At 66.3% G+C, this 22929-nt stretch carries 26 protein-coding genes; 11 read left to right on the top strand and 15 right to left on the bottom strand.

Translation table 11 applies throughout. The features are described from left to right. Positions 1–41 precede the first annotated feature (41 nt). Entirely contained in the window at positions 42–1202 is a 1161-nt protein-coding gene (locus BX604_RS31130; RefSeq protein ID WP_098554641.1) for a porin, read from the bottom strand. A gap of 576 nt (positions 1203–1778) precedes the next feature. Here BX604_RS31130 and BX604_RS31125 point away from each other — a divergent pair. Further along, complete coding sequence (locus BX604_RS31125; RefSeq protein WP_098554640.1) at positions 1779–2369, top strand: GNAT family N-acetyltransferase; 591 nt, start codon at positions 1779–1781, stop codon at positions 2367–2369. A 41-nt stretch (positions 2370–2410) separates the two neighbouring features. Here BX604_RS31125 and tam read toward each other — a convergent pair whose 3' ends face one another. After that, positions 2411–3196 (bottom strand): trans-aconitate 2-methyltransferase, encoded by a 786-nt coding sequence (gene tam / locus BX604_RS31120; RefSeq protein WP_098554639.1) that lies wholly within the window; start codon positions 3194–3196, stop codon positions 2411–2413. 121 nt (positions 3197–3317) lie between these two features. Here tam and BX604_RS31115 point away from each other — a divergent pair, with 121 nt between their 5' ends. Next, the gene (locus BX604_RS31115) at positions 3318–4214 is read left to right on the top strand and encodes a LysR family transcriptional regulator (protein ID WP_098554638.1); all 897 of its coding nucleotides are present in this window, start codon (positions 3318–3320) and stop codon (positions 4212–4214) included. Between the two features lie 162 nt (positions 4215–4376). Here BX604_RS31115 and BX604_RS31110 read toward each other — a convergent pair whose 3' ends face one another. The 8 genes from BX604_RS31110 to BX604_RS31080 all read right to left on the bottom strand — a co-directional run bounded on the left by BX604_RS31110 (position 4377) and on the right by BX604_RS31080 (position 10201). Next, the gene (locus BX604_RS31110) at positions 4377–4811 is read right to left on the bottom strand and encodes a GNAT family N-acetyltransferase (RefSeq protein ID WP_098554637.1); all 435 of its coding nucleotides are present in this window, start codon (positions 4809–4811) and stop codon (positions 4377–4379) included. A gap of 154 nt (positions 4812–4965) precedes the next feature. Then, a complete protein-coding gene (locus BX604_RS31105) occupies positions 4966–5805 on the bottom strand; it encodes an ABC transporter permease subunit (protein ID WP_098554636.1) in 840 nt (279 codons plus the stop codon). Continuing rightward, positions 5802–6788, bottom strand: a complete 987-nt coding sequence (locus BX604_RS31100; RefSeq protein WP_098552773.1) for an ABC transporter permease subunit — start codon at positions 6786–6788, stop codon at positions 5802–5804. The genes BX604_RS31105 and BX604_RS31100 overlap by 4 nt, the downstream gene beginning before the upstream one ends. Positions 6789–6798: 10 nt before the next feature. Then, positions 6799–7899, bottom strand: a complete 1101-nt coding sequence (locus BX604_RS31095; RefSeq protein ID WP_257146476.1) for an ABC transporter ATP-binding protein — start codon at positions 7897–7899, stop codon at positions 6799–6801. Positions 7900–8104: 205 nt separating this feature from the next. Continuing rightward, positions 8105–8239 carry a hypothetical protein gene (locus BX604_RS39820; protein ID WP_257146475.1) on the bottom strand — a complete coding sequence of 45 codons (135 nt, stop codon included), beginning with the start codon at positions 8237–8239 and terminating at the stop codon, positions 8105–8107. A gap of 244 nt (positions 8240–8483) precedes the next feature. Next, positions 8484–8951, bottom strand: a complete 468-nt coding sequence (locus tag BX604_RS31090; protein ID WP_098554634.1) for a nucleoside deaminase — start codon at positions 8949–8951, stop codon at positions 8484–8486. 89 nt (positions 8952–9040) lie between these two features. Then, a complete protein-coding gene (gene cynS, locus BX604_RS31085; RefSeq protein WP_098554633.1) occupies positions 9041–9511 on the bottom strand; it encodes a cyanase in 471 nt (156 codons plus the stop codon). Between the two features lie 30 nt (positions 9512–9541). Further along, a complete protein-coding gene (locus BX604_RS31080) occupies positions 9542–10201 on the bottom strand; it encodes a carbonic anhydrase (RefSeq protein ID WP_098554632.1) in 660 nt (219 codons plus the stop codon). A gap of 113 nt (positions 10202–10314) precedes the next feature. Between BX604_RS31080 and cynR the strand changes: the two genes are divergently transcribed. Both cynR and BX604_RS31070 read left to right on the top strand, forming a co-directional pair. Then, complete coding sequence (gene cynR, locus BX604_RS31075) at positions 10315–11211, top strand: transcriptional regulator CynR (protein WP_098554631.1); 897 nt, start codon at positions 10315–10317, stop codon at positions 11209–11211. Positions 11212–11320: 109 nt separating this feature from the next. Then, complete coding sequence (locus BX604_RS31070; protein ID WP_179894939.1) at positions 11321–11788, top strand: DUF3304 domain-containing protein; 468 nt, start codon at positions 11321–11323, stop codon at positions 11786–11788. A 93-nt stretch (positions 11789–11881) separates the two neighbouring features. On the opposite strand, the gene BX604_RS31065 is transcribed toward BX604_RS31070, so the two are convergent. Both BX604_RS31065 and BX604_RS31060 read right to left on the bottom strand, forming a co-directional pair. Next, positions 11882–12082 (bottom strand): hypothetical protein, encoded by a 201-nt coding sequence (locus tag BX604_RS31065; protein ID WP_098554630.1) that lies wholly within the window; start codon positions 12080–12082, stop codon positions 11882–11884. Between the two features lie 29 nt (positions 12083–12111). After that, the gene (locus BX604_RS31060) at positions 12112–13431 is read right to left on the bottom strand and encodes a DUF3422 family protein (protein ID WP_098554629.1); all 1320 of its coding nucleotides are present in this window, start codon (positions 13429–13431) and stop codon (positions 12112–12114) included. A gap of 158 nt (positions 13432–13589) precedes the next feature. On the opposite strand from BX604_RS31060, the gene BX604_RS31055 reads away from it, so the two are divergent. After that, positions 13590–14474, top strand: a complete 885-nt coding sequence (locus BX604_RS31055) for a LysR family transcriptional regulator (RefSeq protein WP_098554628.1) — start codon at positions 13590–13592, stop codon at positions 14472–14474. 28 nt (positions 14475–14502) lie between these two features. Here BX604_RS31055 and BX604_RS31050 read toward each other — a convergent pair whose 3' ends face one another. The 3 genes from BX604_RS31050 to BX604_RS31040 all read right to left on the bottom strand — a co-directional run bounded on the left by BX604_RS31050 (position 14503) and on the right by BX604_RS31040 (position 16677). Continuing rightward, positions 14503–15069 (bottom strand): hypothetical protein, encoded by a 567-nt coding sequence (locus tag BX604_RS31050; protein WP_098554627.1) that lies wholly within the window; start codon positions 15067–15069, stop codon positions 14503–14505. A 114-nt stretch (positions 15070–15183) separates the two neighbouring features. Then, complete coding sequence (locus BX604_RS31045) at positions 15184–15555, bottom strand: hypothetical protein (RefSeq protein ID WP_098554626.1); 372 nt, start codon at positions 15553–15555, stop codon at positions 15184–15186. 204 nt (positions 15556–15759) lie between these two features. Beyond that, a complete protein-coding gene (locus BX604_RS31040; protein ID WP_096500594.1) occupies positions 15760–16677 on the bottom strand; it encodes a LysR family transcriptional regulator in 918 nt (305 codons plus the stop codon). A 323-nt stretch (positions 16678–17000) separates the two neighbouring features. On the opposite strand from BX604_RS31040, the gene fae reads away from it, so the two are divergent. The 6 genes from fae (at position 17001) to BX604_RS31010 (ending at position 22816) form a co-directional block, all read left to right on the top strand. Further along, complete coding sequence (gene fae / locus BX604_RS31035; protein WP_098554625.1) at positions 17001–17525, top strand: formaldehyde-activating enzyme; 525 nt, start codon at positions 17001–17003, stop codon at positions 17523–17525. Positions 17526–17565: 40 nt separating this feature from the next. Beyond that, the gene (locus tag BX604_RS31030) at positions 17566–18585 is read left to right on the top strand and encodes an aldo/keto reductase (RefSeq protein WP_098554624.1); all 1020 of its coding nucleotides are present in this window, start codon (positions 17566–17568) and stop codon (positions 18583–18585) included. A 14-nt stretch (positions 18586–18599) separates the two neighbouring features. Further along, on the top strand, positions 18600–20051 hold the full coding sequence (locus tag BX604_RS31025) for an NAD-dependent succinate-semialdehyde dehydrogenase (protein WP_098554623.1): 1452 nt from the start codon (positions 18600–18602) through the stop codon (positions 20049–20051). 169 nt (positions 20052–20220) lie between these two features. Beyond that, complete coding sequence (locus tag BX604_RS31020; RefSeq protein WP_226278860.1) at positions 20221–21555, top strand: MFS transporter; 1335 nt, start codon at positions 20221–20223, stop codon at positions 21553–21555. Between the two features lie 197 nt (positions 21556–21752). Then, entirely contained in the window at positions 21753–22478 is a 726-nt protein-coding gene (locus BX604_RS31015) for a hypothetical protein (protein ID WP_098554622.1), read from the top strand. Further along, on the top strand, positions 22475–22816 hold the full coding sequence (locus BX604_RS31010; protein ID WP_098554621.1) for a hypothetical protein: 342 nt from the start codon (positions 22475–22477) through the stop codon (positions 22814–22816). Before BX604_RS31015 ends, BX604_RS31010 begins: the two co-directional genes overlap by 4 nt. Positions 22817–22929: the final 113 nt, after the last annotated feature.

The raw sequence follows: 22929 nt of genomic DNA, 5'->3' as shown, positions 1-22929 counted from the left end.
CGGACATCGCCGGCTTCGACGACATCCGTGCTGCGTGTCGATCAGAACTTGTGACGCAAGCCGATACGCGTGACGAACTGCGTGTTCGCGCCCGCGTTGCCGATGAACGACGCCGACGAACCGATCTCCGCCTGCACCGGCACCACGCGGCCGTTGATCGTGTTGCTGCCCGACGCCTTCTGGTAGGCCGCGCTCACGTACACGTCGGTGCGCTTCGACAGCGCGTAGTCGACGGCCGCGTTGACCTGGTGCCACTTGCCTTCGAAGCGATCGTCGAGCTTCGAGAACGTGTAGCCGAGGCCCGCGCTCCATGCCGGCGTAAACGCGTAGCGGCCGCCGATTTCGTAGTTGTTCAGCTTCGACGAATCGCCCGACAGCGGCTTGAACGTCGTATGCGTCCAGTTCGCCCACACGAGGCCCGCCGCGATCGCGTAGCGCGCGCCGATGCCGAACGTTTCGAGGTCGCGCAACCCGAGCGTGTTGATGTTCGCGATGCTCACGCCGAACGCCGGCGACGCGCCGTTCGGGAAGCGGATGTTCATGTATGCGGCGCCGATGCCGAACGGCCCCTGCGCATAGTTCGCGCCGAAGCTGTACGCGCTCGACGAGCCCTGCGTGCCGTTCGCGCCGGTGGTGGTCGGCGTGCCGGCGAACTGCGTCGAGTTCGAGAAGCCGTACATCGCGCCGAACGTCAGGCCCGCGAAATTCGCGCTCTGGAATTTCACCGCGTTGTTGATGCGGCTCGACGTCAGCTGGTCGAGGTCGTTGATGTGGTACGCGTAGTTGCCGGCCGGCGTCTGGCTGCCCATCGTGTAGTTGCCGCCGATGTAGTCGGTCGAGAACGAGTACTGGCGACCGAACGTCAGCGAGCCGATGCCGTTCTTCGACAGGCCGACGAATGCCTGACGGCCGAAGATCGCACCGCCCTGGCCGATCGTGCCGTCGCCGCTGCTGAAGCCGCTTTCCAGCACGAACAATGCCTTCAGCCCGCCGCCGAGATCCTCGGTGCCGCGGATGCCCCAGCGGCTGCCCGATGCGACACCGTCGCCGTACTTGACGAGCTTGTCGTGCCCCGTCGACGTCGCCACCTTGTTCGAGTACGTGACACCCGCATCGATCAACCCGTAGAGCGTGACACTGCTTTGCGCGTGTGCGGCGCCGAACATCCCGAGTGCGGCCGCGGCCGCGATGGTCTTCTTCATGGTGCTTCCTTTTGTTGTGAGCGCACGCGTTTGCATCGCTGCTGAACGCGCGGCGAGTTGACGAAAAACGATGACGAACGGGGGCAAGCCGCACCGGATCGGCCGGACGTACGAACGCCTCATGCGCGCTGCACGATGTTCGGAAACGATGCCGGTATGAACTTGCTGAAGCGGCATGCCGCAAGGGCAGTCGCTCGACTTGCAGCGCCGCGGCGCGTGCGCTTCGATACGCACGCGATCACGACGCGTTGCCCCGACGATGCCGGCCAGAATCTCTTCCGGCTTTCGTGGAGCAGATGGACGGCGCGATGCCTGTCGGCATCACGACCTTCGATATATCTTGCGAAATATATCGAGTTGTCATCAAGCGGTAAACAATTATTCGGGTTCCTGTCGCCTTTCTTCCACAGGCGTCGCGCAGCACCCGTGATCCATGTCAATCCGGCGGGGATAACCGGTGCGCAGCAGAAACCGCGCCGATATCCCGCATAATCGGGCGTTGAACCCACGCCGCGTGGGGAAGCAAGGTACGAGCACAGCCATTCGAGACAGGAACGGAAAACAGGACACCGACACATGGACCGAGCCGAGCACATCAGCATCGAACAGGTGGTCGATCTTCCCGCCGGCGAACTGAACGGATGCGACTTCTCGTTCGAGATCGCGTGGGAGTTGAATGCGCCGTACCAGGATCTGCTCGACCTGCGCGCGGTGCCCGTGCAGCGCAAGGACTATGACTTCGACCCGGCCAGCGACGCACTCGACGCCTCCGGCGGCACCGCGCTGTTTCGGGCGACCGCGGGCGGGCGCCTCGCGGGATTCGTCGCCATGACGGAAAGCTGGAACGGGATGGCCGAGATCGCGGAACTCGCGGTCGACCGGACCTGCCGGCGGCAAGGCATCGGCCAGTTGCTGCTGGCCGCGGCGGAAGCGTGGGCGCGCAGCCGCGGGTTCGGCTTCATGCGGCTGGAGACACAGGCGAACAATGTCGCGGCCTGCTGCACGTATGCCCGCGCGGGCTTCGTCGTGGGCGGGCACGACCGCTTCCTGTACGCCGACGGCGCGCACGACGGCGAAGTCGCGCTCTTCTGGTACAAGGACCTGCGCGACGGGCAGCGCGCGACAAGCCGGACGGTCGACCCGAAATCGGTGCGGCCGCCGGCCTGACCGGGTTCCGGCCGCCGCCCGGCGCCGGGATGACCGATTCGTTACTTCCGCGTCGCGACGATGAACAGGCGCGGGAACGGCAGCAGCACCGTGCCGTCGTCGAGCACCGGATAGCCGTCCGGCCCCGCGATGGCGTCGCGGTAGCGTGCGATGAACGCATCGCGCTCGCCTTCGTCCAGCGCCGCGAGGAACGGCCGCAATGCGCTGCCCTTGAACCATTCGACCACCGCATCGGCGCCACCGCTCAGCGGGTGGTAGTAGGTCGTGCGCCACACGTCCACGCGCGAACACAACGGCAACAGCAGCGCGTAGTAGTACCGCGCATCGAACCGCTCGGTGCGCGCCGCCTGCTTCAGCTTCTCCGCCCACGGCCCGGCAGCCGCGACTTCGCGCATCAGCCGGTGCGCCGGTTCATCGAGGTTGTCCGGCATCTGCACCGCGAGATGGCCGCCCGGCGCGAGCCGGCCGACCAGCGACGGAAACAGCGTGTCGTGCGCGGGCACCCATTGCAGCACCGCGTTCGACAGGATCAGGTCGTAGCCGCCCGGATCGTCCCACGTGGCGACATCCGCAAGATCGAAGCGCAGCGCGGGCAGGCGCTTGCGCGCGGCCGCGATCATGTCCGGCGACGCGTCGATCCCGCGCACCGTCGCGTCCGGTGCGCGCGCGATCAGCGCCTCGGTCGAGTTGCCTGGCCCGCAGCCGATGTCGATCGCGGTGTGGATCGGCGTGTCCGGCACGGCAGCCAGCAGATCGCGGACAGGCCGCGTGCGTTCGCGCTCGAATTGCACGTACTGGTTCGCGTATGGGTCGAGTGGGGTCGTCACGATATTCCTCCGGGTCGGCGTGGACGGTGCCGGGGACGGGCAGCCGTCGATGCAACGCATTCTGCGATCCTGCTCAGCTTCAGTAAAATGAATTTAATATCGTTATTGATTCAAAATTCTGATGAAAATCGATACGCTGGGTGTGCAGGCCTTCGTCGCGATCGCCGACGGCGGCAGCTTCAGGCAGGCCGCCGATACGCTGCACGTGACGCAAACGGCCATCACGCAACGGTTGCGCAAGCTCGAATCGTTTCTCGGCGTCGCGCTGGTCGAGCGCACGACGCGCCGCACGACGCTCACCGAGATCGGCCTGCGTTTCCTGCCGCAGGCGCGCCGGCTGCTGAACGAGCTGTCGGATGCACTGACCGAAATCCGCGAAACGGGCCTGAGCCAGCGCGGCGACGTGACGATCGCGTGCGTGCCGACCGTCGGCGTGCAATACCTGCCGCGCATTCTGCGCGCGTTCTCCGAACGCCGGCCGCACGATCGCGTGAAGATTCTCGATCACGCATCGGCGTCGGTGCTGCAGGCCGTGTTGCGCCGCGAGGCGGAATTCGGGATCGGTATCGCCGGCGATCAGCACCCCGAACTCGTCAGCGTGTCGCTGACCGATGACCCGTACGTGCTCGTGTGTCGCGACGATCATCCGTTCGCGAAGCGGCGGCGGATTCGCTGGGCGGCGCTGCAGCCGCATCCGCTGATCTTCGCCGGCGAAGTGAGCGGCAATCGCGGGTTGCTCGAAGGTGCGCTGAAGACGAGCGGCGTGTCGCTGCATTCGTTCTACGAGGTGCAGCGCAGTTCGACCGCGCTCGGGCTCGTCGCCGAAGGGCTCGGCGCAGCCGTGGTGCCGAAGCTCGCGATTCAGAAGAATGCGTATCCGATGATCCGCACGATCGAGCTGGTCGAACCGTCGGTGTCGCGCACGCTCGTGCTGGTGACGCGCAAGGCTGCGCAGTTGTCGCCCGCGGCGCGGGCGTTGTACGACATGATCGTGGAGCGCGCGACGCCGGGGCGGTGATCGTGCGTGTTGCCGGGATGTTTCAGGCGTGGCAGCCGTCGCGGACAGTCAACGGCGTCGCATGCTTCGGTGCCTCGCCGCGCGATTGCTCGATGTCGGTGAATGTCGAGAGGATGCCGCTATCGGGCGCTGCATCCCCCTTCCGCCACCGCACGACCTCCGTCAAAGCGTCTTGACCATGAACACGCGCGCCGCGCCTTCCGGCTCACACGGCACTTCGCCGAACACCTCGTAACCCTGCTTGCGGTAGAAATCCGGCGCCTGGAACGAAATCGTGTAGAGCACCGCACGGGCGCAGCCGCGCCGCTTCGCTTCCGTTTCGGCCTCGCGCAGCAGCCGGCTGCCGAAGCCGCCGCCGCGCAGCGAATCCGGCAGGTAGAACAGGTCGATGAAGAACAGGCCGAGCGACGTCCGGCCCGTGAGGCCGCCCAATACCTCGCCGGTCGCGGGATCGGTCACGTAAACGTCGAGCGCCGCCGTGTCGGCACGCCCCGTCATCGCGTGGTTGAATTCGCCGAGCTTGCTGCTGATGAAGTCGCGTGCGGCCGGTTGTTCGGTATCGGTCAGTTGGAAGGAGACGTCGGGATGTGCGGTCATGTAGTCAAGGCATGAGTGAACGGGCGTCGCACGACTATAGCGCGTCCGCACGCTGCGCGACGGGCGCCGAACGAGACTCCTGACGCACTTCATGACAAAAGCGCAAACGGCGGGCGCATCATGCGCCCGCCGCCTCGACACCCGCCGCGCCCGCTCAGGCCACCGCGAACGCCGCCTTCAAGTCAGCCACACGACGACGCTCGCGCGCGATCATGGCCTGGTTCACGACGATCACGCCGATCGTCACGGCCGAGATGAACAGCGTCGCCAGTGCGTTCATCTCCGGGTTCAGCCCGAGCCGCACGCGCGAGAACACCACCAGCGGCAGCGTCGTCGACCCCGGCCCGGAGAGAAACGCCGACAGCACCAGATCGTCGATCGACAGCGTGAACGACAGCAGCCACCCCGACAGCAGCGCCTGCGAGATCAGCGGCAGCGTCACCACGAAGAACACCTTCAGCGGCGTCGCGCCCAGATCCAGCGCGGCCTCTTCGAGCGACTTGTTCATCTCCTTCACGCGCGACTGCACGATGATCGCCACGTACGACACGCAGAGCATCACGTGACCGATCCAGATCGTCACCATCCCGCGACCCTTCGGCCAGCCGAACATCTGCTCCAGCGCCACGAACAGCAGCAGCAGCGAGATCCCCTGGATCACCTCCGGAATCACCAGCGGCGCGTTGATCATCCCCGTGTACAGCGTGAAGCCCCTGAAGCGGCCGAAGCGCGCGAGCACGAAACCGGCCCACGTGCCGATCACGACCGATGCGGTCGCGGTCAGCAGGCCGATCTTCAGCGACAGCCACGCCGCGGTCAGCAGCTCGTCGTCCTGCCACAGCGCCGCGTACCACTTCAGCGAGAAGCCCGACCACACCGTCACCAGCTTCGACTCGTTGAACGAGTACACGATCAGGCTGATGATCGGGATGTACAGGAACAGAAAGCCGAAGGCGAGAACGCCCGTCGACAGCGGTTTGCTCGGCTTGATCATTTCGCTTCCTCCAGTTCCTTGACCTGGTAGTACTGGAACAGCGCCATCGGCACCAGCAGCAGCAGCACCATCGCGACCGTCACCGCGGACGCCATCGGCCAGTCCATGTTGTTGAAGAACTCGTCCCACATCACGCGGCCGATCATCAGCGTGTCGGCGCCGCCCAGCAGCTCCGGAATCACGTACTCGCCGACCGCCGGAATGAACACCAGCAGGCTGCCGGCGATGATCCCGTTCTTCGACAGCGGCAGCGTGATGCGCGTGAACGCGACCCACGGCTTCGCGCCGAGGTCGTACGCGGCTTCGAGCAGCGTCAGGTCCATCTTCACGAGGTGTGCGTAGAGCGGCATCACCATGAACGGCAGGTACGAATAGACCATGCCGATATAGACGCCCGCATCGCTGTGATACAGCCGCAGCGGCGTGTGGATGATGCCCAGCGCGATCAGCGCGTGGTTCAGCAGGCCGTCATCCTTCAGGATGCCGATCCATGCGTACACGCGGATCAGGAACGACGTCCAGAACGGCAGCATCACGGCCATCATCAGCACGTTGCGTCGCGCCGGCTCGGCGCGCGCGATGTAGTACGCCATCGGGTAGCCGATCAGCAAGCAGAGCAGCGTCGACACGGCGGCCATCTTCAGCGAGCTGAGGTAGGTCGCGATATACAGGTCGTCCTGCAGCAGGAACGCGTAGTGCCCGAGTTGCAGCGCGAAGTGCACGACGCCGTCCTTGAACTCGACGAGCGACGTGTACGGCGGGATCCCCATCACCTGGTCGGCGAAGCTGATCTTGAACACCAGCACGAACGGCAGCGCGAAGAAGACCGTGAGCCACAGGAACGGCACGCCGATCGCGACGCTGCGGCCCGACGGCAGGAAGCGCGACAGCAGCGCGAAGCGGCCCGGGCGAGCGCGGCCCGAGCCGGCGCTTGCGGCGCCGGTCGATACCGGCGCGGACGGAGTGGAAGCGGAAGTTCTCATCATGTCGTCCTCACTGCGTCAGCACGACGCCGCTGGCCGGCGACCACGACACGAACACGTCGTCGTTCCACGACGGCGCGCTGTCGTGCATCAGGTGCGAGCTGGACAGGTTCGACACGACCGTCTTGCCGCTCGGCAAGCGCACGTGATACAGCGAGTAGCTGCCCATGTACGCGATGTCGGTCACCACGCCGCGCGCCCAGTTGTGCTGCGAGCCGGGCTTGTCGCGCGACACCTGCACGCGCTCCGGGCGCACCGAGATGCCGACCGGCATCCCGAGCGGGCCGGACACGCCGTGGCTCACATACATCCGTGCTTCGAGATCGTCGCTCTCGACGAAGATGTGGTCGGGCTCGTCCTCGACCACGCGCCCTTCGAACAGGTTCGTCGAGCCGATGAACTCGGCCGAGAAACGGCTGTTCGGGTATTCGTACACTTCGCCGGGCGAGCCGATCTGCACGATCTTGCCCTCGCTCATCACCGCGAGGCGGCTCGCCATCGTCATCGCCTCTTCCTGGTCGTGCGTGACCATCACGCAGGTCACGTCGACCTTCTCGATGATGTTCACGAGTTCGAGCTGGGTTTTCTGGCGGATCTTCTTGTCGAGCGCGGACATCGGCTCGTCGAGCAGCAGCAGCTTCGGGCGCTTCACGAGCGAACGGGCGAGCGCGACGCGCTGCTGCTGGCCGCCCGACAGCTGATGCGGCTTGCGCTTCGCGTACTTGCTCATCTGCACGAGCGCGAGCGCATCGGCCACGCGCTCCTTGATTTCGTTCTTGGGCGTGCCTTCCTGCTTCAGCCCGAACGCGACGTTCGATTCGACCGACATGTGCGGGAACAGCGCGTACGACTGGAACATCATGTTCACCGGGCGGCGGTACGGCGGCAGCGACGCGAGGTCTTCGCCGTCGACGAAGATCTTGCCGGAGGTGGCCGTCTCGAGCCCGGCGAGCATGCGCAGCAGCGTCGACTTTCCGCAGCCGGAGCTGCCGAGCAGCGCGAACAGTTCGTTCTTCGCGATCGTCAGGTTCACGTTGTCGACGGCCGTGCTGTCGCCGAATTTCTTCACGACGTTTTCGATGCGCACGAACGCGTCGTTCGGCTTGAGCATGTCCGTCGTCGCGTCGCGACGCACTGCTTCAGGTATACTGAATGATTCCCGTTTCATGATGGTCCGTGTTGAAAAAGTAAACGAATGTCGGGTGTCAGGCGCGACCGGTCGTGCGGTCGCGCGGTGCCGGCGGAGAGGGATCGAGCGATTCCTCATCCGGATCGTGTGGCGCAAGAAATCGGGTATCGGGGATAAGGCGCGGTGATCAGCGGCGGCGGCATCCGGCCGGCGCACGGAACGGCACCGGCACATGACGCACGGCGATCGTCAGCGGCCGCTCGGGCACGCCGTCGGCTTCGTTCGCCATGCTGGCTGTCATGATGATTTCATCGGTTTTCATCGGGCTTTCTGCTCGCATCTGTCGTCTCCAGAGCGAATTTTTAAACCCGTCAAAAACTTTTTGGATCGCGGATTTCCGTTCCGGACATTGAACGGAATCGATGTGAGAAAGGGCGGGAAAAGGCCGGAAAACGGGGCGCGGCAAGCGCACGCGCGGCCATGCGGAAAACCCGGCCGGCACGATGGCCGCCGGGCGACGGGAAGGGGTGGGGAAAACGAGCAGTCGCGGCGGAGCGCCGCCTGCATTACCTGGCGTTCAGTTCCTTCCAGCGCTGGTAGACGCGAATCGCGTCGCCGTGCTTTTGCTGCACCATCGGCAGGCGCCGCGCCTCGACCGGCTTCGCAAACTCGGCATAGAACGTATCAAGCTCGAAATACTTGCGGTCGTCGCGATAGAACGGCGCGTAGTCCTCGCGCGTCGTGATGTAGATCACGCGCTTCGGGCTGCAGTAGTACAGCGAGCCGAGGCACATCGGGCACGGGCTCGCGAGAATGTAGATCTCGCAATCCGTCAGGTGCTCGGTGCCGAGCTTGCGGCACGCATCGCGCACCGCGAGGATTTCCGCGTGCGCGGTCGGGTCGCTCGTCTGCGCGACGAGGTTCGGGCTTTCCGCGACGATCTCGCCGTCGCGGACGATCACCGTCGCGAACGGGCGGCCGCCCTCTTCCACGTTCTTCATCGCGAGATCGATCGTGCGTTTCACAAAATCCATGGCTGTGTCCTCGTTGAAACGGATTGGCGGAATCGCGCGCCGGCCGGCAGCCGGCGTGCGTCAGACGAAGCCGCGGCGCGGCAACCGCATCAGAACGGCTTGGTCGGCAGGTACTTGCCGTCGAGCGTGATCACCGCGCGCGAACCGCCTTCCGGATCGTCGACCTTCTTCACGTCGAGCCGAAAATTGATCGCGCTGATGATGCCGTCGCCGAACTTCTCGTGGACGAGCGCCTTCAGCGTCGTGCCGTACACCTGCAGCATTTCGTAGAAGCGATAGATCGTCGGGTCGGTCGGCACGCGATCGTCGATGCTGCCGCGCAGCGGAATCGTCTGCAGCAGCAGCACCGCGTCGTCGTCGAGGCCGAGCTTGTCGGCGACGCTGCGCGCCGCATCGGCCGGTAGCGCGTGCTGGCCGAGCAGCGCGGCCGTGACGAACGCTTCGCTCAGGCCGGTGCCTTCGGTGAGCTGCGCGAACGACAGGTTCTTGCGCGCCTTCGCGAGCACGACGGTTTCGGCAAGCGCATGGCGTGCGCTCTGGCTGTGCTGGGACTGGATCATGGCAATACCTCGTGAGTGGGCAAACAGGTTTCAGGCAGCGGCGGACAGCGCCGCTGGCGTCGCGCGGACGCCGGGATGCTCGGCGAGCGACACGAACCGGCCGGTCGCGCCGTCGTATGCGTCGATCGAGCCCGACTCGATGTCGTAGACCCAGCCGTGCAGCGCGAGGCGGCCCTCTTCGCGCGCGAGCCGCACGGCGGGATGCGTCTTCAGGTTCGCGAGTTGCGCGATCACGTTCTCGCGCACCATCGAGTCGATCCGCTCGCGCTCGTTGCGATGCGTGCGCGCCTCGTTCACGACGCGCGCCGAGTCGGCATAGCGCAGCCAGTGACCGACGGCCGGCATGTGGTCCATGCACTGACACGTCGCGATCGCGGTCATCGCGCCGCAGTCGGAGTGTCCGCAGATCACGACGTCGGTCACGCGCAGCGCGGCGACCGCGTATTCGACCGACGCCGACACGCCGCCCGGTTCCGGGCCATACGACGGCACGATGTTGCCGGCGTTGCGGATCACGAACAGGTCGCCCGGTTCGCGCTGCATGACGAGTTCCGGCACGAGCCGGCTGTCCGAGCACGAGATGAACAGTGCACGCGGGTTCTGCCGGCGTGCGAGATCGTGGAACAGCGCGGCGCGCTCCGGATAGGCTTCGCGCTGGAACTTCAGAAATCCGTCGATGATGTCCTTCATCGCGTGGCCTCCGGTACGAGCGGGATCAATGAAGGGCAGGTTACGCCCCGCTTCCGATAACGTAAAAGACTGATTTATGATCCATGGCATAAGTGCCACTTATAGGAGCGGACATGCTGCTGCGCCATATCAACTACTTCCTGGCCGTCGCCGAGCATCGCAGCTTCACGCGCGCCGCCGCCGCGCTCCACGTGTCGCAGCCCGCGCTGTCGCAGCAGATCCGCCAGCTCGAGGACACCCTCGGCGCGCAACTGTTCGACCGCACCGGCCGCGTCACGCGGCTGACCGATGCGGGCGACGTGTATTTCCGCTATGCGCGGCAGGCGCTGCACGATCTCGCGGAAGGCCGGCGCGCGATTCACGACGTGCAGGACCTGAGCCGCGGCTCGCTGCGCATCGCGGTCACGCCGACCTTCACGACCTACCTCGTCGGGCCGCTCGTCGACGCGTTCCACAGCCGCTATCCGGACGTGTCGCTGTCCGTGTGCGAGATGTCGCAGGAACGGATCGAGGCGCTGCTCGTCGACGACGAGCTCGACGTCGGCATCGCGTTCGAGGACGTGCAGAGCGCGGACATCGAAGTGCAGACGCTGCTGGTCGAGACGCTCGCGCTCGTCGTGAACCGCCGGCATGCGTTCGCGAAAAAACGCGCCGCCGGCCAGCGCGCGCTACGCGATGCGACGCTCGTGCTGCTCACCGCCGAATTCGCGACGCGCGGTCAGATCGACCGCTATTTCCGCGAGCACGACGTGCAGCCGCGCGTGTTGATGGAGGCCAACTCGATCGGCGCGGTGATCGAGATCGTGCGCCGCACCCACCTCGCGACGCTGCTGCCCGCGACGATAGCCATCGAGCATGAGGATCTCGTCGCGGTGGCGCTCGATCCGGCCGTGCTGCGGCGCACCGCCGTGTTGCTGCAGCGCAAGGGCGCGTATCGGAGCGCCGCGGCGCGCGCGTTCGTCGAGCTGGCGCTCGCGCAGCACGCCGGCGCGGGCAAACGCGCGCGATGATCGAAGCTGGGGGGTGGTGGGGAGTCGGCGTGGCCGTCGGATCGACGCGCATGTTCCGGACGCCCGCTAGACGGACAAACGTGATGGCTCGAACGATGGAGTCATGGACATGTTGGGCGTGATGCACCGCCTCATTCGCAACCCGCTCATCGTCGCCGTCGTGCTATTAGGCGGCGCATGGTGGCTGCATGCACAGACCGCCAGCTACGGCCCCTATCGCGTGGTGGGTTTCAACTACACCAGCCGTGGCGTCTACAACTTCGTCGTCGACGGCTTCGGCGCGGGCAGCGTGCACGCCCGCCAGTTCGGCGGTGGCGGCGGTACAGTCTGCTGCATGGAAGTGCCGCGCAACAAGAAGTCCTGGCACCTCAAGATCACGTACGACCTGACACCCGACGAAGATGCGAAGCACATGTCGCCGGAAATCTACGAGACGGACATCGCCGTCCCGCAGTTGCCGAACAAGCGCGACGGCTATATCGAGTTTCATTTTCTGCCCGACCGCAAGATCGAAGCCCAGTGGGTCGAGTATCCGACGATGCCGCGCATGCGGGCCAACGACCAGTCGGGCGACTGAGCATCACCGCAAGTCACGGTCGGTCGCACCGGCAAACAATACAAACCCGCCCGGCGCACACACGACCGGGTGTTCACCACGTTCAACGCCGCGTCAGTTGTACCCGAGAATCGCCACGGCCGCGACATCCGGCCGATCGAGCGTGCCACCGACCAGCGACGTCGTCGGCTCCAGCATCGCGGCCTGATACGACGTCACGTGCGCCTCTTTCGGCGCACCCGTTTCGTCCCAAACCGGCTCGTCGAACGCGTCGAGGCCGCTGAAGAATCGAGGTTGCGTTTGCATATGATTCATCTCCACTCCTTTGATATGTCATTGATGTTCTAGCTTGCCTGCTTCAACGCCGCCGCATGCACGGGCGCACCGTCATGCGCGGCCTCCGAGCGCGCCAGCTGCGCGCGCGTGCGCCGCGTGATGTGAATCACCGCGAACACGACCGGCGCGATCAGCAGGCCCTCCGCCAGTTCGGGATCGACCGGCAGGTTCATCACGTGCAGCGCCTTGAACGCCGCGGCCGCAAGCGACAGCACGTAGTACGAAATAGCCGCCACCGACAGCCCTTCCACCGCGTGCTGCAGATGAAGCTGGTTGCGGGCGGTGCGCTCCATGCCCGCCAGCAATCGCGTCACGTCCTTTTCCTGTGCGAGATTCACGCGCGTGCGCAGCAGGTCGACGGCACGCGCGATCCGCGCGGCGATCTGCTCGTGACGCGCCCACACGCTGCGGCAGGTTTCCATTGCCGGCGCGAAGCGCCGCTCCATGAACTCGGCGATCGTCGGCATGCCTTCGATGCGCTCCTCGCGCAGTTCCTGGATGCGCGCCAGCACGAGCTTCTCGTACGCGCGCGACGCGCTGAAACGCCCGCCGGACCCCGACAGCGCCTCGACGCGCACCGCGAGATGCGTGAGCTTCACGAGCAGCGCCGCGTCGTCGCCGGCCGCGCCGCTCGCGTCCATCCGCTGCATCAGCGCATGCAGCGCCGCATGAATTTCGTCGAGCTCGCGGCTCATCTGCCGCGCAACCGGCAATGCGAGCAGCGCCATCATCCGGTACGTCTCGATCTCATAGAGGCGCTGCAGCAAACGGCCGCCCTGCTCCTCGCGGAAATCCTCGTCGACGACGAGAAAGCGCATGAAGCCGTCGGCACGCACATGCCAGTCGCAGAACACCTTGCCGCCGCCGAGCACGCGGCTGCCGACGAGCGCGGGCCCGTCGATCCAGCGGCGCAGGTCGCCGCACACGAGCCGCGCGGCGTCGCCCGACAGCAACTCCATGCGCACCGCGACGAAACGGATCCCGGCGAGCCGCGCGAACCACGCGGCCGGGATGCCTTCGATCGCGAGATCGTCGAAATAGCCGGTGTCGCGGCGGGGCGCAACGAACGTGAAGGTCGAGAATTCGGTGTGGCGTTCCCACTTCAGATGCCAGCCGGACGGCGACTGCACCGCATAGTGCGTCGCGCCCTCGTGCGGCGCATCAATGCCGGTATCGCGGCACAGCGCGTGCAGCAGCGTTTCGTGAAGATCGGGCTGGCCGTCCGCGTAGATCGCATAGTGGGTGAGCGACACGGCTTCGGCGAGCCGCAGGAACGGCCGGGCATGCAATTCCGCGGCCAGTGCGGCGCGCAATGGATGATCCATCATCGGTACCACTTTCCCTGTTCAACACTGCATGCCGGCCACGCCGGCGCCATTGCCGCACGGCATCGAACGATGCAGCCGGTGTGATTCCACTATGGCAGACACATTGCGACAATAAAAACGCATAATGCTGATCGTTACATTCAGTTTTCCTGATACCGATGAAGATGCTCGATCACGACGTGCTGGCCACCGTCGTCGCCGTCGCGGAAACCGGCAACATGACCCGTGCGGCCGAGGCCGTGAACCGCTCGCAGTCGGCCGTGAGCATGCAGATCAAGAGCCTCGAGGACGCAATCGGACGGCCGCTGTTCGTGCGCAAGCCGCGCAGCATCGTGCTTACGCGCGAAGGCGAGGTCTTGCTGGGATTCGCCAGACGAATGCTGGCGCTGCGCGACGAAGCGTGGGCGGCCGTGGTGCGCCCGGAAGTGACCGGCAAGGTGGTGATCGGCGTGCCGGACGACTATGCGTCGTCGCTGCTGCCGTCGGTGCTGAAGAAATTCTCGGCGACCTATCCGAAGGTCGAGATCCAGGTGATCGGGCTGCCGAGCAGCGCGCTCGCGCCGCTGCTGAAGGACGGCACCGTCGATCTCGTGTGCGGCACCCGCATCAAGGGGCTGTCGGGCGACTTCATCCGCCACGAGCCGATGGCGTGGGCCGCGATGACGAACGGGCCGCGCGTATGGGAAGAACGGCCGCTGCCGATCGCGGTGTTCATGCCGGGCAGCGTCGCGCGCGAGAACGCGATCCGCAGCCTCGAACGCGCGAAGCTGCCGTTCCGGACCTCTTACGAAAGCCCGAGCCTGCTCGGACTGCTGAGCATGGTCGAAGCCGGCCTCGCGGTCGCGCCGCTCGCGCGCTGCGCGATTCCCGCGCAACTGTCGATGCTCGGCCGCTCGCACGGGCTGCCCGATCTGCCGCCGCTCGAGCTGATCCTCGCGCGCAGCACGAAATCGAAGCGCCCGCCGTGCGACTTTCTCGCGGAACAACTGATGGAAGACCTGCAGCGGCAAACCGGCCAGACCGGCCAGACCGGCGACGCCTGAACGCGATCAGGCGCCGCTGCGTGCGGCGTCACGCCTCGCCCGCTCGCGGATGGCCCGCGGCCGGCAGCGCCGCGTTGACGATGCCCGCGACCGTGTCGACGAGCGCCTCGAGCGTGTCGCCATGCACGTGCCGCCCGGCGGGCGGAATGCATTCGTTGCGCCCGCCGCCCCACTGCGACCCGGCCGTCACCGACAGCGTCGCGCCGAACCGGTTGCCATGCCGCCGGCCGAAAATGCCGACACGCTGTTCGCCCAGATAGGCCTGCTCGGGCAGAAACAACCGGATGTCGACGGCGACCTGGTCGGGATCGCCGGCCCGCGCGTTCGCGTCGACAGCCGGCTCGAACACCCTGGCGATGCGGAACGTCACGTGCGAATCCCATGCGGCCAACGGGCCGCCGGCCGCGTCGACCCGCTCGAGGTCGACCGACCACTGATGCCGATCCGGCATCCGGATCGCCTGGCGCAGCAGCACGTCCGCCGCGCGAACCGTCACCATCAACTGCCGGGCGAGCTGCCTGCCCGACGGCAGCGTCGCGCCCCGCACGCGCCGGCCTGCCGGCCGCGCGATGCGCACTTCTTCCGTGAGATACATGAATCCTCCCTGTCGAGGGCCGGCGCCGCGTACGACGCGGCGCACGAACGTCCACCTCGACCGGTTCACCGACAACACGGCAACCGGAGAAAAGGTGGCGGACCGAACAAGCAATCAGCGCGCCCCGGGTTGGCGGTGCTGCGATCCGACATGCAACCGGCGGGCGACGGGGCCGATCACCGCGTCGGCCTGCAGCGCGATCAGCATGCGCAGCGTGAAGTCCAGATCCTCCGCCGCGATGTCGAATTGCACGTGGATCACGTCGCGCACGGTGCGCGCGCTGACGACATGGACGCCGAGCGGGGAATGCAGGAGCGCCGCGAGCCGGGCGTGGGCGAGCGCGGCGGAACCGGCCGTCAGCGTGACGGGCAGTTGCAGGCGCGGGCGCCGGCGCACCAAAGGAAGCGGAATGACGCTGCGGCGCTCACCGGTGCGCAACTGGCGGCCGGCGACATCGAAAGCGGGGACAGGATGGATGAAGGTCATGGAACGGACGGAGGCCGTCGCGGCTGTTCAACACATCCCGAGCTTAGAAGAAGAGATATAAACGCCGTGCAAAAAAACGGCATTGCGGTGCAAAAAACGGCATGCGGCAGCACCCGCGCCGTCCACCGGCCTTCCCGATTCCGGGACTCCCGGCTCGACGGAGTGCCGGCCTGCCGCCCCGGCATCCGCGCGCCGGGCGCTCGACTACGCGAACGCCTCGAGCGACGCCCGCCGCCGTTCGTCGACCATCGCCTCGATCAGCGAGACCAGATCGTCGGTCAACGGATCGCAGATGCCGGGCGAGCGATGCAACTCGAGATCGGCCGGCGGCAACGGCGGCAAACCGTCTGCGTCGTCCAGCACGCGCCAGTTCCCGGGGAGCGTGCAGCGGTCGATCATCGTGACGGCCGCGCCATGGTTCACCGCGATCTTGATGCCGGTCGGGCTCTGGCTCGTATAGACGACGTGATACGGCCGCTCGGCGGTCGCGAGCGCCTGCAGCCCGCGCTGCCGGTAGCAGCAGGTTTCAGGAAACAGCGCGAGCGGCACCGAGGCGAGCGGGTCGAGCGCAAAGTCTCGATGCGCGGCCCACACGACGTCGTGGCGGCCGAGCAACCGCCCGCCCGCATTCGGCCCATGCCGCACCACCAGCGCGACATCGAGCTCGCCTGCCTGCAGCCGCTCGACCAGTTCGAGCGACATCCGGCAATGCACGTGCAGGCGCGCACCCGGCCGCAGCGCGTAAAACGACTTCAGCAGGTCGGGCAACCACAACTCCGCGTAATCCTCGGGCAACCCGAAACGCACGACGCCGCGGTCGCTGCTCGTCTGCTTCAGCGCGATGATCGCGTCGTTCTGCACCTGGATGATCCGCCGCGCGTGAATCAGGAAGTTCTCGCCGTCCCGCGACAGTTCGAGCCGCCGGCTGTTGCGCATGAACAAGTGCGTGTCGAGCCGCTCCTCGAGCGTCCGGATCCGCAGGCTGATGGTCGACTGCGTGCGATGCAGTTGCCGGGCCGCCGCGGTAAAGCCGCCGCTCTCGACGACGGCAACGAATGCGCGGATCAGCTCCGGGTCGAGCGAACTCAGCTTCGACCAATCGGGCTTCTGAATGGCTGCCATCGGAATTACTCGCTTTCGAAAAAGGACGGGGCGACGAAAGATGGGACTGGCGATGCCGATTGTTGTCCAGACCCGCACGGCCCTCCAACCCCTGCCCGGGTATGACAAACCCGGAGCCGGCAGGCAGCCGTCCGCCCGCACCGCCCGTTCCGCGACACCGTCCCGAAGCACCGGCCGCCCGGCCGGCGGGCGTTCGCGCGCGGCGTTCAGGGCTTTCCCGGAGACGACGAAAACTCATACCTCGATCAGAAAACATCGATTCACCGGCCGCGCCGCGGCCCCCGACAATCGCCTCACACCCACCTCATCGACGAGACACAGCAATGACCGCACTGCAACCCAGACAGCTTTTCATCGGCGAAGGCTTCGAAGGCCCCGGCGTCAACCTCGCGCACATCAACGTGCTGATCGGCCCGCGCAACGGTCCCGCCGGGCAGGCGTTCGCGACCGCACTCGCGACGCCGTCGGCCGGCCATGCGCCGTTCGTCGTGATCGCGCAGCCGGGCATACCGACCAAGCCGCTCACGCTGTACGTGAACAAGGCGCAGATCGACGGCGACTTCCACGGCAATGCGACGTGGGGCGCCTCGCAGGCCGGCATCGCGAAGGCGGTCGCCGAAGCGCTCGAAAACGGCACGCTGCCGCCCGAAGCGGAGAACGACTGGGTCGTCGTGTCGGCGAACTGGGTGAACCCGAAGACCGACGATCTCGACGCCGTGTTCGAGAACAACTACCGCGCGTGCCGCAACGCGATCGTCGCCGCGATGGAGGGGCTGCCGCATCGCGACGCGGTGTTCGCCGCCGCGCGCGACGTATCGAACCCGTTCTACACGCCGAACAAGCACTGACCGACAACGAACGGCCGGCAAGGCCGAATCAGGAGGAAGCATGGAATACGTCCGCCTCGGCCAGTCCGGCCTGAAGGTGTCCCGGCTGTGCCTCGGCACGATGAACATGGGCACGCCCGAATGGAAGCCGTGGATCTTCGACGAAGCGCAGAGCGAACCGATCGTGCGCCGCGCGCTCGATGCCGGCGTCAACTTCATCGATCTCGCGGATTTCTATTCGACAGGCGTCGGCGAGGAAGTGGTTGGCCGCATCCTGAAGCGCAACGCGCGCCGCGAGGAGCTCGTCGTCACGACGAAGGTCGGCTACGACATGGGCAGCTATCCGAACGCCGGCGGCCATTCGCGCAAGCACGTGCTGGACGGCATCGACGGGTCGCTGAAGCGTCTCGGAATGGACTACGTCGACATCTTCATGCTGCACTTCTTCGACGTGAACACCCCCGTCGAGGAAACGATGAGCGCGATGCACGACATCGTGCGCGCGGGCAAGGCCCGCTATATCGGCGTGTCGACGATGTATACGTGGCAATTCGCAAAGATCATGCAGGTGTGCGAGCGCAACGGCTGGGACAAGCCGATCAACATGCAGTTGCAGCTGAACCTCGCATATCGCGAGGAAGAGCGCGAAATGGTGCCGTACTGCATCGACCAGGGCGTCGGCGTGTCGGTATTCAGCCCGCTCGCACGCGGCCTGCTGACCTGCGAGTCGCAATCGACGCGCAACCAGACCGACTTCTTCACCGCGCAGATGTACGGTGACGAGGCATCGCTCGCGATCGCCGAATCGGTCGCGAAGGTCGCGAAGCGGCGCGGCGTGCCGCCCGCGCAAATCGCGCAGGCCTGGGTGCTGAGCCGTCCCGGCATTGCCAGCATGCTGGTCGGCGCCGATTCCGTCGCGCAATTCGACAGCGCGCTCGGCGCGCTCGAAACCCGACTCGGCGAAGACGAACTGCACGAGCTCGAACGCAACTACACGCCGTGCGACCTGATCAACGACTACACGGCCGGCCGGCGCATCGCGCGCGCGTCGCGCCCGGCGCAGGGCAGCTTCACGGATTGAAGGAACCACACACGATGACCGAATTTCTCAGAACCGGCCACTACATCGGCGGCGAATGGCACGAACCGCATGGCGCGAGCGACGCGACCTATGCGGTGCTGAACCCCGCGACCGGCGAGACCATCGCGAAAGTCGCGAAAGGCGGCGCAGACGACGCCCAGCGCGCGATCGACGCCGCGGCGCGCGCGTTGCCCGGCTGGCGCGCGCTGACCGCGAAGGCGCGCGGCGCCCGGGTCAAACGCTGGGGCGAACTGATGCTCGAACATCGCGACGCGCTCGCCGAGCTGCTGACGCGCGAACAGGGCAAGCCGCTCGCGGAAGCCCGCGGCGAAGTCGCGTACGCGGCGAGCTTTCTCGAATGGTTCGCGGAAGAGGCGAAGCGGATGTACGGCGACGTGATCCCGAGCCCGAAGCCCGACGCGCAGATCGTCGTCACGCGCGAACCGGTCGGTGTCGTCGCGGCGATCACGCCGTGGAATTTCCCGCTCGCGATGATCACGCGCAAGGCCGGCCCCGCGCTCGCGGCGGGCTGCACGATGGTGCTGAAGCCGTCCGAGGAAACCCCGCTGTCGGCGTTCGCGCTCGCGGTGCTCGCCGAGCGTGCGGGCGTGCCGGCCGGCGTGTTCAACGTCGTGTCGGGCGACGCGGTCGCCATCGGCGAGGCGCTCACGCATTCGCCCGTCGTGCGCAAGCTGTCGTTTACGGGCTCGACACGCGTCGGCAAGCTGCTCGCGAAGCAGTCGGCCGACACGCTGAAAAAGCTGTCGCTCGAACTCGGCGGCAACGCGCCGTTCATCGTGTTCGACGACGCCGATCTCGACGCGGCCGTGCAGGGTGCGATCGCATCGAAGTTCCGCAACACGGGGCAGACCTGCGTGTGCGTGAACCGCTTCCTCGTGCAGGACGGCGTGTACGACGCCTTCACGCGCAAGCTCGCCGACGCGGTGCGCGCACTGCGCGTCGGCAACGCGCTCGCGGGCGACGTCGACCAGGGGCCGCTGATCAACGAAGCGGCGCTCGGCAAGGTCGAGCGGCATGTGGCCGACGCGACCGCGAAAGGCGCGAGCGTGCTCACCGGCGGCAAGCGCCACGCGCTTGGCGGCACCTTCTACGAACCGACCGTGCTGACCGGCATGACACCCGACATGCTGATCGCCGAAGAGGAAACCTTCGGCCCCGTGGCCGGCTGCTTCCGCTTCACGACCGAGGAAGAAGCCGTCGCCGCGGCCAACGACACGCCGTTCGGTCTGTCGGCGTACTTCTACACGCGCGACCTCGGCCGCGCATGGCGCGTGTCCGGCGCGCTCGAAAGCGGGATGGTCGGCGTCAACGACGGGATCATCTCGACGGAGGTCGCGCCGTTCGGCGGCGTCAAGCAATCGGGGCTCGGCCGCGAAGGCTCGAAGTACGGCCTCGACGAGTACGTGGAGCTCAAGTACACGCTGATGGCCGGTCTCGGCCGCTGACCGCGCCCGGCGGTCCCGACGCTCGACATGCGCCGCGCGCCATCCGGCCGCGCGGCGCCCGGCACGGCTTCCCGGCGTCGTTCGATGCCCGCACGTCGCATGCCGGACGCACAACAATCCAGGAGACAGCTTGAATCAAGCCAACCTTCAATCCGGCACGGCGCGCGCATTGCCGCCGTCGCGCGGCGCCGATGTGCCGCACCACCCCGTCGCACTCGACGACGTGCCGCTCAACCGCTTCCACGTGAAGATCGCGGGGCTGACGTTCGGCGCGCATTTCACCGAAGGCTATACGCTCGGCACGATCGGCTACGCGCTGGCCGCGCTCGGCAAGCAGATGCCGCTCGATGCGTTCTGGATGGGGATGATCGGCAGCTCGGCACTGGTCGGCATCTTCTTCGGCAGCCTCGTGTTCGGCTGGCTGTCCGACCGGATGGGTCGCCAGAAAATATTCCTGACGAGCTTCGTGATCATCACCGCAGCCGCGTTCGCGCAGTTCTTCGTGTCGTCGCCGCTCGAACTGTGCCTGCTGCGCGTGCTGATCGGCTTCGGGATGGGCGGCGACTTCACGGTCGGCCACGCGATCCTCGCCGAATTCTCGCCGCGCAAGCATCGCGGCGCGCTGCTCGGTTCGTTCAGCGTGATCTGGACGATCGGCTATGTCGCGGCGAACGTGCTCGGCCTCGCCTACAGCGACGTCGCGCCCGACGCATGGCGCTGGCTGCTGGCGTCGGCCGCGCTGCCGGCGTTCGTCGTGCTCGTGTTGCGGATCGGCACGCCCGAATCGCCGCGCTGGCTGCTCGGCAAGGGCCGCGAGCGCGAAGCGCGCGCGATCGTCGCAAAGCACTTCGGGCCGCACGTGATGCTCGACGGCGCCACCGAACCGCACGCGCACGGCGGCTTTGCCCGACTGTTCCAGCGCGACCTGATTCGCCGCACGATCTTCAACTGCGCGTTCTTCGTGTGCCTGGTGATTCCGTACTTCGCGATCTACACGTTCCTGCCGACGATCCTGAAGACGATCGGCCTCGCCGAAGGCTTCGGCGCCGACCTGATGCTGAACGGCTTCCTCGTGCTCGGCGCGCTGATCGGAATCTGGCTCACGATCCGGCTGTCGCGGCGCGGCTTCCTGATCGGGTCGTTCGCGGTAACGTGCGCGTCGCTCGTCGCGCTGGCGCTGCTGCCGTCGTCGGCGGCCATCGCGATGATCGTTGCGTTTGCCGTGTTCACGCTGACGATGTCGGCATTCAGCAATCTTGTCGGCGTGTTTCCACCCGAGTGCTTCCCGACCGAAGTACGCGCAAGCGGCGTCGGCCTCGCGATCGCGTGCAGCCGGCTCGGATCGGCGATCGGCACGTTCCTGCTGCCGGTCGGCATCGCGACGCTCGGTTTTCACGCGACGATGTTCGCGCTGGCCGGCGTGTTGCTGGTCGGGATGATCGTGTCGATCGCCTGGGCACCGGAGACGAAGCACCTGACGCTGGAGGAGGCGGCCGGGCACTGAAGGACCGATGCGCGGCGCGCTTGCCGGAAGGGCCGGGCCCGCCGGCAGGCGCGACGCGACATCGTGTGTATCGGTACGAGCCGGGCGGAAGCCCGGCAGGACGCCCCGCTGCGGCACGTTCGAGCTGGCTGTTCGGCAGACTGGGGCCGCCGGATTCGCGGCGATATGCTGGGGCTTTCCGTTTCCTGTGCACGACCATGCCGGCCCTTCATGTCGATCTCAGTCATGTTCTCCCGTACGAAGCGATTTACTTCGACGATCGACTGACGGTCGAGCGAAACGATCTGGACATTCCCGCGCTGCTTGGTATCGAAGGCGAAGTCACCGACGAGTTGCTCGTGTCCCTGTGCGGCGCGCCGGCCGAATCGGATATCGAGAGCTATCTCGACAGTTCAGGCAGGCTGACTTTCGCCGTCACCCACCCGGCGTTGATCCGATCCGAGAATCGGATATCCGTCCTTCGAAGCACGGACGCGTCCGTACTCGAACTAGAGACCATCGATCTTTCCGACAGCGCGGTCGTCGGACTCGGCGCGGCCATGCTCTGGAGAATCGCTCGAGCGTGCGCTACCTTGGGCATCCCTCGGATCGTCGCACTGGCCGTGGGCGGTCGAAAGGCTGCGCCGAAACCCGGCGGCCCACGACTCTACGGATACTACGCGTGGCCGAGATTCGGCTTCGATGCACCGATTCCCGGCGAGCACGATGACGAAGCAGCGCTGTTCCAGTACTTCCGCGGATACCCGATCGGGCTGGCCGACGGGTCCCTTCGATCGCTGCGGGCACTTTACGCGACGAGAGCCGGTCGCGACTTCTGGCGAGTAGCCGGGTCGCACCGGTGGATGACATTCGACGTCGCACCGCATCGCGAGTCCGTGCGGGCGCTGCGCGCATACCTGATTGAAAAGGAGATTTACGAATGACTGTCAAGCGCTGTCGCATCACGGGATTCCGGATCGCACGCACTGCGGCGAAGCGAGATCGCTCGACAATCGGGCACCGCGTAGAAACCATGCAGGTCATCGGTACGTTCATCGCGAACGCACTCCATGACAGCCTGGCGCGCGTCATGCGCGGCTTTGCCGCGGAGCACGGCCTGCGCCCCGCCAGCCAGCCCGTATCACGGCCACCAAGAAAAGTCTTCGATACGGGGCGCATCGATCACTCGAAGAGTCAGTTGCCCATCATTTCGGAAGCTGAAGCAAGGGCCGTCGGGCGCCGGAAAACCCTTCTCCATTTCGGCCAGGACCCCGATCAATGACCCAATGACCCACAGCCGGCACGGTAACCATCTTTAACGGATAACAACGCGGAGACCATGCGTGCCGGATTAGGACGAGGCTCGGGTTTTCCAACGTCCCGATCAGCCGCGTC

The organism is Burkholderia sp. JKS000303 (assembly GCF_002563755.1).
GTDB lineage: Bacteria > Pseudomonadota > Gammaproteobacteria > Burkholderiales > Burkholderiaceae > Burkholderia > Burkholderia anthina_B.
This window is presented reverse-complemented; position numbering and strand designations above follow the sequence as displayed.